A 15,323-nucleotide genomic window follows, 5' to 3' on the forward strand; every position below is an offset into this window, starting at 1 on the left:
CCCCATTCTTATGAAATTAACCTATTGTATTTTATTCCTCTTGATCATCAATACTGCGGCTGCGCAGCGTGTCGTTGTCCGTGATCCTATGATTTCAGGGATGCTGGAGCAGGTTTCCGCAACTCATCTGGAGCAAACGATAAGAAAATTGGTTTCTTTTCAAACCAGACATACACTTAGTGATACCTTGAGTAAAACAACAGGAATAGGTGCTGCACGTACCTGGATCAAATCAGAATTTGAACGTTATAATAAAGACAATGGGGGAAGGCTGAAGGTTAGTTATGATCAATTTGTTCAGCCGGCAGATGGAAAACGAGTACCGGAACCCACAATATTAAAAAATGTAATGGCCATTTTACCAGGCACGGATCCCGCAGATAAGCGTATGCTGATGGTATGTGGACATTATGATTCCCGGGTAACGGATGTGATGAACAAAAAAGATTTTGCCCCTGGAGCAAATGACGATGCTTCCGGCGTAGCTGGCGTACTGGAGCTGGCCAGGGTGATGAGTAAAAACAGCTTTCATGCCACCATCGTATTTGTAGCCATGGTGGGTGAAGAACAGGGGCTATATGGTGCCGCGCATTTGGCAAAGAGGGCAAAAGAGGAGGGATGGAATGTACACTTATTGCTCAATAATGATATGATTGGTAATAGTTATGGTATGGAGACTGATCTGAAAGACAACAGTAGTGTTCGGGTTTTTAGTGAAGGGATTCCTGCTGTGGAGACCAAAGAGCAGGCTTCAGCCAGACAATCTGCAGGAACAGAAAACGACGGTACTGCCAGACAGGCCGCCAGATATATCAAAGAAACAGGGGAAAAATATGTAGACCAGCTGCAGGTAAAATTGATCTATAGAAGGGACCGTTTTTTAAGAGGAGGAGACCATACTCCCTTTTCTTTACAGGGTTTTACAGCAGTTCGGATAACGGAAATGAATGAAAACTTTAACAGGCAGCATCAGGATATCAAAAAAGGACAGGAATCTCAAATTGGAGATTTACCGGAATATGTAGATTATACCTATTTGCAGAAGATCACACGATTAAACCTTGCGGTACTTGGAAATTTGGGATTGGCACCTCAGGAGCCCGATGAAGTTCTTTTATTAACGACAGAACTAACCAATAAGACGGCTTTAAAGTGGAACGCGCCTGCAGGCGTACAGCCTTCTGGTTATTATGTGCTGATCAGGGAAACCAGCAGCCCTGTCTGGGAGAAGAAGTTCTTCTTTACAGAGACTTCGGCTGTCCTTCCGTACTCCAAGGATAATTATTTTTTTGGTTTGCAGTCTGTTGACGCATTGGGGCATGAAAGCCTGATCATGACACCAAAACCAGGGAAATAACTATTTGGAGAACAAGGCATCAACCTTAACCACTGGACCGCGTGTGTTTATGGTACGTTTTACGGAAGCTTCATCGTTTTGACGGCTGCTGTTGATGCTGGTTGTAAAAGTTAACAACAGAACTACAAAAACTGGAACCAGTAAAAGTATAAATGGCGAGATGTTAGATAACGTTTTCATAATATTCGTTTTTTCAGGTTTTATTCTCAGGGAGCTTACTAATGCTCGGTTTGATGAAACAAATAGAATCATAAAAAATATCCTGCTAAAATGTTTTAGACCAAGCGCAGGTTATTCTAGATAAACGGTTAATTTGGACGGTTTGGAAGAAAAGCGTCTTTTTTTTGGGTTCGTAGAAGAAAAAAGCCAGTTCGTCGAAACGGAAGCCGTACAGAGGATTTGTTTTTTTATTTTGGAAGCCTATTAGCAGAATGATTATTATCGCATATGATAGATTCATTACCGTTGAAAAACAAACTAATCTTCCAATGAAAAACAGAGGTTCTTTCCTGATCCATTTTATATTCTGGTTGATCGTGATCATTATATGTGGCCTGGCTATTGCCAGCAACGAACGGAGGTTGTCGCCACACGAGATCATGGTACATTTCGGATACTATGGCCTGATTAATATCTCTATTTTTTATATCAATTATACTTTACTTATTCCACAATTGGTGCAGGACAGGAAAAGATACGGGATGTATGTTTTTTCTATGCTTCTGCTCATCGTTTTTATGTGTATTTTGAAAACGATGATCGCCGTATTGAACAGCGATATAATTTTAGCTTACCTGAGTAAAAACGGGGAAAGGAAGTATACGGAGATTCCGGAATATATTGTCAGGTCTGTTTTTACCTCTGGTTTTTTTATTGTAATCAGTGCATTAATTAAATTAGCCATAGACTGGTTTGGTAACGAACGGGTGCAGCGTAAGCTGGAAAGTGAAAAAAAGGATATGGAACTGCAGTTTCTCAAATCGCAGTTAAATCCACATTTCTTATTCAACTCATTAAATAATATCTATTCCCTTGCCTATCAAAAATCAGATAAAACAGCAGATGCCATTTTAAAGCTTTCGGAGATTATGCGTTATATGATCTATGAAAGTAATGACAGCTGGGTGTCGCTGAGTAAAGAGATTGAATATGTGAAAAGTTTTATAGAGCTTCAGAAGCTTCGGTTTAAGGATGGAGCCGCAGTTGAGCTGACGCTGAACGGGGAGATTGATGATCAGCAGATCGTACCGTTGATCCTGATTTCCTTTGTAGAAAACGCATTCAAACATGGAGTGGCAAATGATCCAAAAGATCCGATCAAGATCAATATCATTGCCAATCAAAAAATCCTCCACTTTAGCATTACTAATAAAAAAAATAATCAAAATAAAGACGAAATGGGTGGCGTAGGCCTCAATAACGTAGAACGAAGATTACAGTTATTATATCCTGAACGGTATAAATTAAATATTGTAAATTCGGCTACCCATTACACCAGTGAACTAATGCTTGATATATGATGAAACTTAAATGTATTGCTGTTGATGATGAGCCCCTGGCTCTGGATATTATAGAAGACTATATTTCTAAAGTTCCGTTTTTGGAGCTTGTTAAACGCACTGAAAATGCAATTGAGGCTTTGCAATTGGTTCAGGCCGGAGGTATAGACCTGGTGTTCCTGGATGTCCAGATGCCAGACCTGACCGGGATCCAGTTTCTGAAAATTGCAACCGGAAAATCGAATTATATCTTAACTACGGCTTATTCCCAATATGCACTGGAAAGTTATGACCTGAACGTTTCAGACTATTTACTTAAACCCATTGCCTTTGACCGTTTCTATAAAGCAGTAGAAAAAGTACACAGTCAGGTTAAAAATACAGAAGCTGCAGTAACACCTGCACCTGTTCCGGTTGTGGCACCTTCTCCCGCAGTTATCCATCCGGTACAGGATTTTATCTTTGTTAAAACAGAGCACAAAATACAGAAGATTGAACTGGACGATATACTGTATATTGAAGGCTTAAAGGATTATATTTCGATTTATACAAAAACGGAAAGGGTGATTACACTTCAGAATATGAAGAAAATGGAAGAGACCTTACCTTCATCTCAGTTCATCCGGGTCCATAAATCCTATATTATTTCGCTGGATAAGATTGAAAGTATAGAAAGAAGCCGCATTACCATCTGTGGTAAAGTCATTCCGATAGGAGATACTTACCGGGATGAGTTTTTTAAGCGTATTGAGAATAAAAATCTTTAAGCAGGCAACTCCTGATTCAGTTTTTTGCGGATGACCTGCTCAGCTTCCAGGGTAATTTCTTCGAGCGATTTACCTTCGGTGGAAATGGCAGGCAGTACTGTCCACTTCAGGCGTTCACATGTGCTCAATGGATAGGAACCGTAGCGTACAATTTTCCAGGAGTTCTCAATAGCAATGGGAACGACAAGCGCATCAGGATTAATTTTTAACAGCGTAGCAATTCCGCCAATGTGAAATTTTTTCATCTGACCATCTTTAGCCCTTGTACCTTCAGCGAAAATCATGGCTGACCAGTTGTTTTCTTTCATCCTTCTGCCCAGTTTTATAATTTCGCCGATAGATTGTTTGCTGTCTTTCCGGTCAATATTTGCTCCGCCGCCATATTTCAGGTTAAAAGAGATGGAAGGAATCCCCTTAGTAAGTTCGATCTTAGAAATAAATTTCACATGCTGCTTGCGTAAAAACCATATAATAGAAGGAATATCATACATGCTCTGGTGATTGGCGATAAAAATGACCGAATGGTTATCCGGCAGATGCTGGTCATTTATAAACTGAATGGAATTGCCCAGGAAGATCTGGCAATACGTCAGGAAAAAGTTCAGGGCATCTACCGACCATTTATGCGCCTTATAGCCAAAGCACTTGTAGCAAACCCATTGTATGGGCTGAAAAACCACCAGCGTTAAAGCAAAGAAAATATAAAATACTGGGCTTAATATATAACCTAAAAGCTTCTTCATCAATATTATGTTTTTTAGAGGATGTTAAGAGCACCCTCGTCTAATAAAATTTTAGTTTTTAAAATGGCAGCTACACTCATGCTGTCGGTGATTTCATTCCGGAGGACCATTTGATAAGCCTCCTCAAAAGGTAATTTGCGAATACAGAGCTGCTCTGTCTCTTCCGGTGCAGATTCGCCCTGGCTTAAACCGGTAGCAATATATATAATAGCGAGTTCATCAGAAACGGAATTAGATAGATGCATTTGCTGGATTTGTTGCCAATGGCTGGCCGTTAAACCAGTTTCTTCCAGCAGTTCACGTTTGGCGCTGTCGAGCGCAGGGAGATGGAGAGGGCCGCCGCCTTCTGGAATTTCCCAGCTGTAAGCATTTAATGGATACCGATATTGACCAACCAGCCAGGTGTTTTTTCCCTCGTCGAGGGGCAAAATACCAATGGCCAGGTTTTTAAAATGAACCTGGCCATAAATACCTTTGCCTCCGGAAGGATTGATCACATCGTGTTCAGTGAGGCTTATCCAGTTATTTTCGTAAATCTTGCGGCTTTCCAGGGTTGTCCAGGGATTCTTTTCATCCATGCCGCAAGATACAAATTTCTCTTAAAATGAGCCTTCATCAGGACGTTGCTGATCCTGCTGCTCCTGTTTTTTTGTTTTTTTAGAGATAAAGTCGGTTCTTCCAAAACGATAAGAAAAGGTCAGACTGCCCATCGGACCAGTCATATATCGCTTAAAGTCTATGGCTGTTCCTGGTGTATTGGTGGTCATACTCCAGCTTCTGCTGTTCAAGACATTCCTAACATTCAGGCTCAGAGAGGCTTTTTTGTTTTTGAAATCATATTTTGCCCCTGCATCTAAACCATACATCGCATTCCTTTTTCCCTGGGCAATTACTTGCGATGAGCTGTAGTCTCCTTTGATCTGCAGGCTGATGTTGTAGGGAAGAATGAAATTATTGGTCAGGTTGGCATCCCAGCTGAATCCTGAATTATCTGTAGTACCATATTCAGGAGAACCAGTAAGTTTACTGTGGTACAGATTGGCATTTGCTGTAAAGTTCCAGGCTTTCATTACATCTACTTTTCCAATCAGTTCTAAACCTGTGGACAGCTGTTTGGCCAGGTTTTCAGGAGTAGTGATGGTGATCCCCTGATCGTTAGGAAGGGATCTGATTCGTTCAATTACATCATTGGTCTGACGAACATACACCGTAGAAATAAAAGTTATTTTTTGCCAAAACTTATTGTAACTGAATTCGTAGGCATGGACATCTTCTGGTTTCAGGTTCGGATTACCCTGACGGTAGTTTAAAGGGTCAGAGGTATCGAGAAACGGATTGGTGTCCCAGGCTCTTGGTCTGTTTACCCTTCTGCTGTAGCTCAATTGTATCTGCTGATCGCCTTTCAGTTTTTCCGTTAAAAATACACTTGGGTACAAGCGGGTATAATCCACTTTTCCAGGGGTATAAGTAATACTGTTGTCGCTATGGTAAGCTCCAGATGTGGTGTTTAACAGAGCATCTTCTGCCCTTAAGCCAACCTGATATCCAAAATTGCCAATCTGGTTCTGGAAGTTGGCATAAATGGCATGGACCTGATCCTTGCTGTGGAAATCATTGGTCAGGGAATAATCCGTATCGTAGTTTCCTGTAGCATTATTTAAAATAGAAGATAATGTATTGTTGTCTGCATAGCGGATCTGGCTGCGGTAACCCGTTTCAAACTTACCTGCTTTTCCAACTGGAAGGCTATAATCTGCCTGGATATTATAACTCTTGTTAGAACCTGTACCAATATTGGTATTTATACTGTCTGGATAAACACCTGCTTGTCCGCCTCTGTTGTAGAATTCGGTTGTGTAGATTTGATTATTGTCATTGGTGCCTTTGGAGTAGCCCAGATTAAAGGTCAGTTCCTCTTTAGGTTTTTTAAATTTCTGGCTGAAATCCATGTTCAGGTCATAGCTATTGCCATTGCCATCCGTCTTGTTTTGGCGGTTGCTCAGTTCAAATGGGCTTCGGTCTGCATTTAAACGGTTTACTTTAAGCAAATCCGTCCTGTCATTGTCACGGGTATTAAAATTACCTGAAAAACTAAGCGTGCTTTTGTCGGTAACGTTGTAATCAATTCCGGCTTTTACGTTATGACCTTTGTCCAGGTTTTTAGAATCTGTATTTTGATCGGCATAACCAGAAGGAACTTTATTGACCATATCTATATAGGTAATGTTATTGTAGCCACCACCTAAACGGTTTCCATATCTGTAACTGTAGTTTCCGTACAGGTTTACCCTTTTGTTCTGGAAGCTGAGACTGGTATTGGCGTTGTAATTGTCCCGGTTTCCGGCGGTGAGTGCCAGGGAACCGTTAAAACCTAGTTTTTTGTTCTTTTTCAGTACGATGTTAATGATCCCGGATTGTCCTTCTGCGTCATATTTTGCAGAGGGATTGTTGATCACCTCTACGCTTTCAATAGAACTGGCCGGAATGGATTGAAGGATGGTCGCTACGTCGCCACCTGCAATTAATGAAGGTTTTCCGTCTACCAGGACTTTAACTCCCGTAGAACCTCGCAGGCTTACATTGCCATCCATATCGGTTTGTACCGTTGGTACGTTTTGAAGAAGGTCCGCTGCTGAGCCACCTTCACTGATTAAACTCTGGTCAACAGAGAATACTTTTTTATCAATGCCAAGCTGCATGGTGCTTTTCTGACCTGTGATCTTGACTTCATTCAGCACAGTACCTTTGGCTGGTTTCATTTTTATGGTACCGAAATTCAGATCTTTTTGACTTCCGTTAATATTTACCGAGTCTCTGACCAGGGTCTGATAGCCTATATAACTTATTTTAAAGGTGAATACACCTTTGGGCAGGCCTATGATTTTTAAATTTCCGTTAACGTCTGTTTGTGCTACTTTTACAACAGCTTTCGTTTTTCTGTTGAGAATACTTGCGGTGGCAAAAGGAACGGTTTCATTGGTCTGGGCGTCTATAACTTTTGCGCTGATTGATGTTGGGGTGGTCGATTGAGCATTAAGTTTTACAGTTATTATACAAATTCCAATGGCTAATAACAGAACTTTGCCTACATATGTTCTCATCTGGTGTTTTATCCTTTTTGTGTGTTTAAGTTAAGAAGGGCAAAGTAACAGCGAGGAAATTTAATATTAGGGGGCGTAACCATTTTATTACAGCGATATCATGATAAATTACAGTAATATTTTTGATAGGGAGGGTTTAAGCTATAGTGCTTACCGCCAATTGATCGATGAAAAGTTAAAACAAGGAAAAACAACCGGTCCGGACGATTCGGAAGCGATGCTTCATTATACAAAAATGAACGTACAGCGGATGAACAGGGTGGAAAAGACGGTAGAGTTGAATGAGGGTTTACTTCAGGTATTGAAATCTGTTCAAAAGCCGCTCAGATTGTTGGTTATTTCAGAAGGCTGGTGTGGTGATGCTGCTCAGATTGTTCCTTTGTTTGCTAAAATAGCAGCGAGTGATCCGGAGAAATTCAGTCTGAGATTTGTGCTGCGGGATGAGCATTTACCTTTAATAGATGCACACCTCACCAATGGAGGACGGGCTATCCCTGTGCTGCTTGTTCTGGACGAACAAGGGGAAGTGGCAATACAATGGGGGCCAAGGCCACAAATCCTGCAAGGGCTTTTAAAAGACTGGAAAGCCGGTGAAACGGATATGATGAAAATTGCCGAGAAACTGCATGGCTGGTATGCAAAGGATAAAACGCAGACCACCCAGGATGAACTGACGGCTGTGTTTAAAAAACTGGCCTAGTCTACAGATACGGTTAAGCCTTCCTGCTGAAGGATCTTGCGGTAAATTTCCATTTCGGTATAAGAACCTTCCAGGATGGCGCATTTTCCTTTGTTATGTACCTCCCAGGCAATTTTTTCTGCCTGACTTTCTGTATAGTCCAGGTATTTCATCATACAATGGATAACATGATCAAAAGTGTTTACATCATCGTTCCATAAAATTAAACGATGCGAGGTTTTTAAAGAGGAAAGGATCTCCTCGAGCGTAAAGGTTTCTTCTTTTGTTTCTGTGGACATGCTACAAAAATAAGCTTATTTCAAAATAATGTTGCAGTTAAAGTTATTTTTGATTAAAATTTGCAGTTAAACCAAATAAGATGAACAGTTCTAAAATTGCAGGCATAGGCTATTATGTTCCAAAAAATGTCTATACCAACGACGATCTCTCTAAGTTTATGGATACAAATGATGCCTGGATACAAGAACGTACAGGGATCAAAGAGCGCCGTTTTGCAGACAGACTGGAAGAAACGACCACCACAATGGGGATCGAAGCGGCTAAAATAGCGATAGAAAGAGCCGGAACGACCGCTCAGGATATAGATTTTATCATTTTTGCTACCTTAAGCCCGGATTATTATTTTCCTGGTTGTGGGGTATTACTCCAGCGGGAAATGAAGATGAAAGAGATCGGTGCACTGGACATCCGGAACCAGTGTTCTGGTTTTGTATATGCACTTTCTGTTGCAGATCAGTTCATTAAAACCGGGATGTATAAAAATATCCTGGTGGTGGGCAGTGAAAAACATTCTTTCGCGATGGATTTTAATACACGAAGCAGAAATGTTTCCGTCATCTTTGGTGATGGGGCAGGTGCAGTGGTGTTACAACCTGCTGAGCGGGAAGGACAAGGAATTTTGAGTACCCATTTGCATAGTGATGGGGCAGATGCCGAAATCCTTGCGATGTATTACCCTGGTGCTGCTGCCAATAAATGGCTGAAAGATAAGCCGGGCTATCCGGATCAGGAACTGGGTGGTTTGTTTATGACAACCGAACAGCTGGAAAGCGGAGCTGCCTTACCTTACATGGATGGACCTGCTGTATTTAAAAAGGCAGTAGTGAAGTTTCCGGAAGTGATCAAAGAGGCTTTGGAGGCCAATCATCTGAAGCCAGAAGATATAGATCTTTTGGTTCCTCATCAGGCCAACCTGAGGATCAGCCAGTATGTACAGCAATTGCTTGGACTGGGTGATGACAAGGTATTCAATAATATCCAGAAGTATGGAAATACAACAGCGGCCTCGGTACCGATTGCTTTATGTGAGGCCTGGGAAGCGGGTAAAATTAAAGAAGGCGACCTGGTTTGCCTGGCCGCCTTTGGTTCTGGGTTTACCTGGGCAAGTGCATTGATCAGGTGGTAAAAGGAGCTTAACTTCCTTTTGCTGCTCTTGTCATTTGCTCAAATGCATCCCACATTTCATTTGGAATGGCTTCCAGTCCGTTGAACTGTCCGGCACCCTGGAGCCATTCGCCGCCATCAATCGTAATCACTTCACCGTTGATATAGCCCGCAAAATCACTGATTAAAAAAGCGGCGAGGTTGGCCAGTTCCTGATGTTCTCCTACTCTTTTTAAAGGGACTCTGTTCTTAAAATCAAATTTCTCGGCCAGATCTCCTGGTAATAAACGTTCCCAGGCGCCCTTGGTTGGGAAGGGACCTGGTGCAATAGCATTGGTTCGGATACCGTATTTGCCCCATTCTACGGCTAAAGATCTGGTCATCGCCAATACACCACCTTTGGCACAGGCAGAAGGAACGACATAAGCCGAGCCGGTAAAAGCATAAGTGGTGACGATATTTAAAATACTGGCAGGTTGTTTTTCCTTGATCCAGTGTTTTCCAAAGGCCAAAGTACAGTTCACAGATCCTTTCAATACAATGTCAATAACAGAAGAGAATGCATTGGCAGAAAGACGTTCTGTAGGAGAGATAAAATTACCTGCTGCATTGTTCAGCAAGCCATCTACCCGGCCAAAAGTCTGGAGGCTTTCTGCCAGCACATGCTCTACCTGTTCATATTCCCTTACATCGCAGGCGACTGCAAGAACTTTTCCTCCGGTCTCTTTTTCCAGTTCTTCTGCCGTCTTTTGGATCACCTCGAGTTTTCGACTGGTGATCACCAGGTTTGCCCCCAGTTTCAGGAAATAGGTGCCCATGGCTTTACCAAGCCCGGTACCACCCCCTGTAATTACAATGGTTTTGCCTTTTAAGGCATCATCTCTTAGCATGGGTTGGTTGTACATCGCTTATTTTTTTTGAAGGTTATCAATAATTGTTTTCAGGATGCTCCTGGTAGAAGGTGCCCACCATTGCTCCAGCATCAGAGCCAGTGTTGCACTTTGATCCTCTGCTGTGGCGGCAATCAGTTCCTGTCTGATATTTAATTTACTTTGTTGCCAGGTATTCGGTTCAAAAGCCATATACTTCCTGATCCTCCGCTCTGCCGCGGTCAGGATGCTCTCCGGTTTTACCACCTCATCTATCAGACCGGTCTGCAGTGCTTCTTCCGGACTAAATAGTTTACCTTCCAGTAAGCTTCTGGCTGCATTTGCCTTGCCGATCCAGAAAGCATACAGCTGGAAAATGCTGTTGGGTACAATAATACCTACAGGAACTTCATTCAGTCCTATAATATATTTGCCTTCAGCCATAACCCGTGCATCACAGGCCAGTGCCATTACGCAGCCTCCCGCTGGGCTATGCCCGTTTATCGCTGCAACCAGGGGTTTTTTGAATCGGGTAAGGGTAGAGGCAAAATCCAGGAACAATTCCCAGAAAGACCTGACTTCTTTCTCATCATACTGATAGAGTTCAATTAAGTCAAGCCCGGCAGAAAAAAAGTTTTCCTGGCCGGTAAGGATCACTCCGCCAATATTGGCATCTGTAGAAATATTGCGAAACATATCGTTCAGTTCCGTAATCATTTCCCTATTCATGGCATTCGATTTAGCCCTATTGAGGGTAATAATAGCCAGGCGGTCTTTTATGCTAACTTTAATTGTTTTCATTTTATCTATTTTACTTCATAAGTATATACAGTTCTTGCCAGTTGTCCTACACGGTTCATTCCTTCTGTAACCACCCGGTAGGTGCCGCTTTGATCGGTATTGAAATAACCTACTTTGGCCGTTCCTGAAGTACTGGTAATAATTTGTGGATTCCAGTATACTGTTGTTCGCAGGTCTGGCTGACTGCTGGATTCCGGGGTATATCGTGGAGAATAAAATTGTCTTGGCGTATAATAGCCCTTTTGCGTGTAAACCATAATACCCGGTGTATACGTAGAACCGTAATTTCCACCCCCGCGTTTAGTCGTGATCACCAGGATACCTCCACCGCCGTTCATGCCATAGATTGCTGTATTTCCTATGCTTTTGAGTACTTCTATGGTTTCTACTTCCTGAGGCACAATATTATCCAGAAAATCTCCATCCATGGTCATTCCGTCAAGAACGATCTTCATAGGAGTATTTCCTCCGTTTCTCATCAGATAGGCTTGTCCATTCCGTATGATAAGTCCGGCTACCCTGCCCTGTAAACATTGAGACAGGGTTGTACAAGTACCCAGCTGATCTGCGGTGATGATGGCATCAGCATGGCCGGCGCCATTCAAATTAGCAGAGTTTGGTGCTTTATTCTTTTTCTCGACAATATTGACCTCATTTAAGAGGATGGTCCGTTGCAAAAGGCCGCGTTTGGTCAGTTCATTAAAATAGTTTTCACTTTTAGTGATATAAGAAGAAATAGCTTCGTTGATGTTCACTTCTATATCGCCGGTGTTCTTGTTTTTGGTAACTACCTGCTGAGGGACCAGATCCAGTTTGATCTCGACATTCTTTTTGTTCTTTGCGTTTCTGCCCTGAACAACAAATTTTGTACTGTCACTGAACAGGAGTTTGTCGAAATTGAAGCGGCCATTGGCATCGGTTAGTGTATCGATCATAAATAGCCCTCCGGAAGAAGAAAATAAAGAAACTTTCCCCTTTTCTATAGGCTTCCCACCAAGTGTGGTCAAAGTACCGCTAATGGCAAGGGATTTTTCTGCTTTATAAGTTACCGCAGGATTGGTATTGCCTGTGAAGGTTTTCCATGAAAATCTTCGCCAGCCTTGTGTGAGCAATAAATTATCCAGATCACTTTGGGCTGATGCGTTTTTATGGAGGAAGTAATAATTTGGCTTTTCTACATAACCTGCTAAATCGGAGGTCAGCAGAAAAGTGGTGAAAATATTGCTTTCATTGTCCTCGTCTGGTTGAACTACGGATGTATTGGTTACAGACATCGAAAAAACACCTTGCACAGGTTTATGGTCTGTGGAAGAGGTTAGGGTGAGCTGTACAGAATCTCTTTTGTTATACGTTGTCCGGTCGCTCTGTACCTGGAGGCTGGTCAGGTCGGTCTGGTTTTGCACAAATGTTAACCTTTCACAAACAGGTTTGTTGTCCGGACCAAATAATGTCAGCTGAAGAATTCCCAGAGGGAGATCTTTTTTAGGAATATTGACGATCACCAATTGTTTTTCTGTCTTTGCAGTAAAAACAGAAAATACATTGCCATTGTTCTGTGCCAGTAATTTTAGTTCACCTTTACCCAGCACATTACTGCTCAAATAGATTTTGACACTAATTCTGGAGGTGTCCAGGTTGTTTACCGACAATACATAACCTTCGGGTAGGGCTTGGGGTAGTTTGATCTTCTGATCAGAGCCATCTTCAAACTTAACAATCGCTGTGTAGGTCTTTCCTGGCTGCGGATTGAGGATCACATTGCCCATACCCAGGTGCGTAGTATTGAAATTGGTGATTTCTGTACCTTCGTTATCTACAATGCTTCCGGTAATGTCTTTGCCCAGGCCTGTGCTGTTTATGGCTTTGATGCCTAATTTGGAAGGAATATTTTCCACCAGATTTCCACCCTCCGGAAAGAATTGTACATCTATGGTATTGGAAGTTGCTGTGATAGGAATAAGCTTTACCACTTTCTTTTTTCCTGGCAATTCAATTGTTGCGGTGATTTTGCCGGAAGATTTCAGTTCTGGCTTGTTATTCAGGAAGTCGAAGTTGATTTCTCCATTGCTGTTGGTAAGCGCTTTTCCTTTGCCGACGTTTTTATTGTCTATCTGCACCACATAGTTTACCTCGTTGCCACTATACGGTTTTCCGGCTTTATCTGTAAATGTGAGCTGGGTGTTTACTTTTTCTGCATTTTTTTCTTCAGAGAAGGAATATTTTGTGCGGGTGAAGACTTTATTGGCCCAGGAATTCCCAATTTTTAAGGTTTTGTCGAAAAAGAACTCCGGGCCGGCGTTCCGCATCCATTGGGTATAGGCTCTGATCCTATAGTTGCCCTCTTTAAGAGAGTCGGTCAGTTTAAAATCTCCCCAGGTAAAACCGCCGATAACCGGAAGCTTAATTTGTTTTTTTATAGAATCAGATTCATTGATCAGCTCAACATATAATATATTGCTAATTTCACTGGGTTGAAATGTTGTGGCATTAATGATATAGGCTTTGAACCAGATATCATCGCCAATGGCATAATAGGGTTTGTCCAGGTGAAGGTGAACTTTTTCCTGAGGGTTTTCCTGGTTATAGGCTTCCAGTTTTTTTACCAGCGCCGAAAACGGATCGTCATCGATTTTAAAAGCCACAAAACAACAGAGGCCGAAAAGTACAAAGAGCATTAGAACTAATTTTTTTTTCATTGGTATGTAATTAGTAAAGTTTTTTTCGAGGGTTTTCTGTTTTTAATTGCTCTTAAAGGGGGGTTAAATCCGTATTTGGTTAGCGTTTGCATAAATTAAGAGTAATAAAAATAAAGCCTCAATATACGAGTATTGAGGCTTTATTGCAAAATATGAAAGGAAGGTTAGAAATAGATCAGAACTTGTTCTGCCACATCATACTTTCTACCGGTTTGGTCGTTTTGTTGCTGTATTTGGCATTGTCTTTTGAGTTGTACATGGTTTTAATATCACCTTCTACAACAAAATAAATCAGCTGCCCAATTGGCATACCCGCATAAATTCTTACGGGTTGTGCACAGGAAATTTCCAATGTCCAGGTATTGCAAAAACCAACATCGCCTTTGCCGGCAGTAGCGTGGATGTCAATACCCAGGCGTCCGGTACTGGATTTGCCCTCTAAAAAGGGAACATGTGCATGTGTTTCTGTGTATTCCAGCGTTACACCAAGATAGAGTGTGCCGGGCTGTAAAACATAGCCATCTTTAGGAATCTCAAAATGTTCTATGGTATTGTGTTTTTTTGCATCGAGTACTCTGTCTTTATAGGTGGCCAGATATTTGCCCAGATGCACATCGTAAGAGTTTGTGCCTAAGCATTCGGGTTTAAAGGGCTCGATAATAATGGTGCCCTTATCTATTTCTTCTAGAATACGTTTGTCGGAAAGTATCATTTATTAAGTATTTGGGCTAAATTATGATTAATTTAAGATACTTTTACCATTGATTTCCTAAAATAGAGATGCCAATCGTTTTTAATAAGAATATTGATGATCAAACCATGCTTTCTGTATGGAAGATAGAAGAGACTGAAGAACAACTAATTGCGGGTTTACAGCTGAAACAGCATGAACTGGATTTTATTTCTTCTCTGAGCAATGGTAAGCGTTTATTGCACTGGCTGAGTACACGTTTATTGCTTAGAACTATGCTGCAGACTACTGAATATATAGACTGCAGGATGGATGACCATGGTAAGCCTTACCTCGTTAATATTGATTATGAAATTTCCCTGAGCCATTCTTTTGATTATGCTGCGGTTATGATCAGCAGAAACAAGAAAGTTGGCGTAGATATAGAACTGATCAAAGATAAGATCCATAAGATTGAGCAGAAGTTTCTTTCTGTTGAAGAGTTGGAGCAGAATGATCTGGACCGGACTACCGAAGGGCTGTATGTTTGCTGGTGTGTAAAGGAGGCTATTTATAAATGGAATGGAAGAAAAGGCCTGGAGCTAAAAAAGGACATGTATATCGAATCTTTTCCGTTGCAGGAAGAGGGACAGCTGAGGGCCTTTGTTAGTTTAGCTGATGAGCGAAAAGAGTTAACCGCTCATTATTTTAAGGTAGAGGATAGTTATATGTTAGGT

The 15,323-nt window shown here is 41.6% G+C and carries 15 protein-coding genes; 6 read left to right on the plus strand and 9 right to left on the minus strand.

Annotated elements, in window-relative coordinates; translation table 11 throughout:
• A partial coding sequence (locus tag DBR11_RS21315) for a M20/M25/M40 family metallo-hydrolase (protein WP_369974446.1) occupies positions 1-1,357 on the plus strand: 1,357 nt, incomplete at its 5' end.
• Here the strand turns inward: DBR11_RS21315 and DBR11_RS21320 are convergent.
• A complete protein-coding gene (locus DBR11_RS21320; protein WP_133783653.1) occupies positions 1,358-1,537 on the minus strand; it encodes a hypothetical protein in 180 nt (59 codons plus the stop codon).
• A gap of 308 nt (positions 1,538-1,845) precedes the next feature.
• Between DBR11_RS21320 and DBR11_RS21325 the strand changes: the two genes are divergently transcribed.
• A complete protein-coding gene (locus DBR11_RS21325) occupies positions 1,846-2,877 on the plus strand; it encodes a sensor histidine kinase (RefSeq protein WP_108554653.1) in 1,032 nt (343 codons plus the stop codon).
• A complete protein-coding gene (locus tag DBR11_RS21330; RefSeq protein WP_108554640.1) occupies positions 2,874-3,623 on the plus strand; it encodes a LytTR family DNA-binding domain-containing protein in 750 nt (249 codons plus the stop codon). Before DBR11_RS21325 ends, DBR11_RS21330 begins: the two co-directional genes overlap by 4 nt.
• Here the strand turns inward: DBR11_RS21330 and DBR11_RS21335 are convergent.
• The 3 genes from DBR11_RS21335 to DBR11_RS21345 are packed head-to-tail and all read right to left on the minus strand — an operon-like array spanning position 3,620 to position 7,467.
• Positions 3,620-4,366, minus strand: a complete 747-nt coding sequence (locus DBR11_RS21335) for a 1-acyl-sn-glycerol-3-phosphate acyltransferase (RefSeq protein WP_108554641.1) — start codon at positions 4,364-4,366, stop codon at positions 3,620-3,622. The genes DBR11_RS21330 and DBR11_RS21335 overlap by 4 nt on opposite strands.
• 14 nt (positions 4,367-4,380) lie before the next feature.
• Positions 4,381-4,944: an NUDIX hydrolase gene (locus tag DBR11_RS21340; RefSeq protein WP_108554642.1), complete on the minus strand. Its 564-nt coding sequence runs from the start codon at positions 4,942-4,944 to the stop codon at positions 4,381-4,383.
• Positions 4,945-4,965: 21 nt separating this feature from the next.
• Positions 4,966-7,467 carry a TonB-dependent receptor domain-containing protein gene (locus DBR11_RS21345; protein WP_108554643.1) on the minus strand — a complete coding sequence of 834 codons (2,502 nt, stop codon included), beginning with the start codon at positions 7,465-7,467 and terminating at the stop codon, positions 4,966-4,968.
• 100 nt (positions 7,468-7,567) lie between these two features.
• Between DBR11_RS21345 and DBR11_RS21350 the strand changes: the two genes are divergently transcribed.
• Positions 7,568-8,167, plus strand: coding sequence for a thioredoxin family protein (locus tag DBR11_RS21350; RefSeq protein WP_108554644.1), 600 nt, complete (start codon positions 7,568-7,570; stop codon positions 8,165-8,167).
• Here DBR11_RS21350 and DBR11_RS21355 read toward each other — a convergent pair.
• The gene (locus tag DBR11_RS21355; protein ID WP_108554645.1) at positions 8,164-8,445 is read right to left on the minus strand and encodes an ATP-dependent Clp protease adaptor ClpS; all 282 of its coding nucleotides are present in this window, start codon (positions 8,443-8,445) and stop codon (positions 8,164-8,166) included. The two genes, DBR11_RS21350 and DBR11_RS21355, sit on opposite strands and share 4 nt — an antisense overlap.
• Before the next feature lie 80 nt (positions 8,446-8,525).
• Here DBR11_RS21355 and DBR11_RS21360 point away from each other — a divergent pair, with 80 nt between their 5' ends.
• The gene (locus tag DBR11_RS21360; protein ID WP_108554646.1) at positions 8,526-9,572 is read left to right on the plus strand and encodes a 3-oxoacyl-ACP synthase III family protein; all 1,047 of its coding nucleotides are present in this window, start codon (positions 8,526-8,528) and stop codon (positions 9,570-9,572) included.
• A 7-nt stretch (positions 9,573-9,579) separates the two neighbouring features.
• On the opposite strand, the gene DBR11_RS21365 is transcribed toward DBR11_RS21360, so the two are convergent.
• From DBR11_RS21365 to dcd, 4 genes are all read right to left on the minus strand, one after another.
• On the minus strand, positions 9,580-10,455 hold the full coding sequence (locus DBR11_RS21365; RefSeq protein WP_108554647.1) for an SDR family oxidoreductase: 876 nt from the start codon (positions 10,453-10,455) through the stop codon (positions 9,580-9,582).
• 3 nt (positions 10,456-10,458) lie between these two features.
• Positions 10,459-11,220 (minus strand): enoyl-CoA hydratase/isomerase family protein, encoded by a 762-nt coding sequence (locus DBR11_RS21370; RefSeq protein WP_108554648.1) that lies wholly within the window; start codon positions 11,218-11,220, stop codon positions 10,459-10,461.
• Between the two features lie 5 nt (positions 11,221-11,225).
• Positions 11,226-13,916: a carboxypeptidase-like regulatory domain-containing protein gene (locus DBR11_RS21375; RefSeq protein WP_108554649.1), complete on the minus strand. Its 2,691-nt coding sequence runs from the start codon at positions 13,914-13,916 to the stop codon at positions 11,226-11,228.
• Positions 13,917-14,091: 175 nt separating this feature from the next.
• Positions 14,092-14,628, minus strand: a complete 537-nt coding sequence (gene dcd / locus DBR11_RS21380; protein ID WP_108554650.1) for a dCTP deaminase — start codon at positions 14,626-14,628, stop codon at positions 14,092-14,094.
• A gap of 68 nt (positions 14,629-14,696) precedes the next feature.
• Here dcd and DBR11_RS21385 point away from each other — a divergent pair.
• Positions 14,697-15,323, plus strand: a 627-nt coding sequence (locus DBR11_RS21385) for a 4'-phosphopantetheinyl transferase superfamily protein (protein ID WP_108554651.1), incomplete at its 3' end; no start/stop codon positions are given.

It is taken from the genome of Pedobacter sp. HMWF019, assembly GCF_003061025.1.
Classification (GTDB): domain Bacteria; phylum Bacteroidota; class Bacteroidia; order Sphingobacteriales; family Sphingobacteriaceae; genus Pedobacter.

Excerpts from the sequence above, each read along its gene's own strand:
- DBR11_RS21350 (WP_108554644.1), top strand. The coding sequence starts at position 7,568 with ATGATAAATTACAGTAATATTTTTGATAGGGAGGGTTTAAGCTATAGT.
- dcd (WP_108554650.1), bottom strand. The coding sequence starts at position 14,628 with ATGATACTTTCCGACAAACGTATTCTAGAAGAAATAGATAAGGGCACC.
- DBR11_RS21340 (WP_108554642.1), bottom strand. The coding sequence starts at position 4,944 with ATGGATGAAAAGAATCCCTGGACAACCCTGGAAAGCCGCAAGATTTAC.
- DBR11_RS21355 (WP_108554645.1), bottom strand. The coding sequence starts at position 8,445 with ATGTCCACAGAAACAAAAGAAGAAACCTTTACGCTCGAGGAGATCCTT.
- DBR11_RS21365 (WP_108554647.1), bottom strand. The coding sequence starts at position 10,455 with ATGTACAACCAACCCATGCTAAGAGATGATGCCTTAAAAGGCAAAACC.
- DBR11_RS21360 (WP_108554646.1), top strand. The coding sequence starts at position 8,526 with ATGAACAGTTCTAAAATTGCAGGCATAGGCTATTATGTTCCAAAAAAT.
- DBR11_RS21330 (WP_108554640.1), top strand. The coding sequence starts at position 2,874 with ATGATGAAACTTAAATGTATTGCTGTTGATGATGAGCCCCTGGCTCTG.
- DBR11_RS21370 (WP_108554648.1), bottom strand. The coding sequence starts at position 11,220 with ATGAAAACAATTAAAGTTAGCATAAAAGACCGCCTGGCTATTATTACC.
- DBR11_RS21335 (WP_108554641.1), bottom strand. The coding sequence starts at position 4,366 with ATGAAGAAGCTTTTAGGTTATATATTAAGCCCAGTATTTTATATTTTC.
- DBR11_RS21375 (WP_108554649.1), bottom strand. The coding sequence starts at position 13,916 with ATGAAAAAAAAATTAGTTCTAATGCTCTTTGTACTTTTCGGCCTCTGT.
- DBR11_RS21345 (WP_108554643.1), bottom strand. The coding sequence starts at position 7,467 with ATGAGAACATATGTAGGCAAAGTTCTGTTATTAGCCATTGGAATTTGT.
- DBR11_RS21325 (WP_108554653.1), top strand. The coding sequence starts at position 1,846 with ATGAAAAACAGAGGTTCTTTCCTGATCCATTTTATATTCTGGTTGATC.
- DBR11_RS21320 (WP_133783653.1), bottom strand. The coding sequence starts at position 1,537 with ATGAAAACGTTATCTAACATCTCGCCATTTATACTTTTACTGGTTCCA.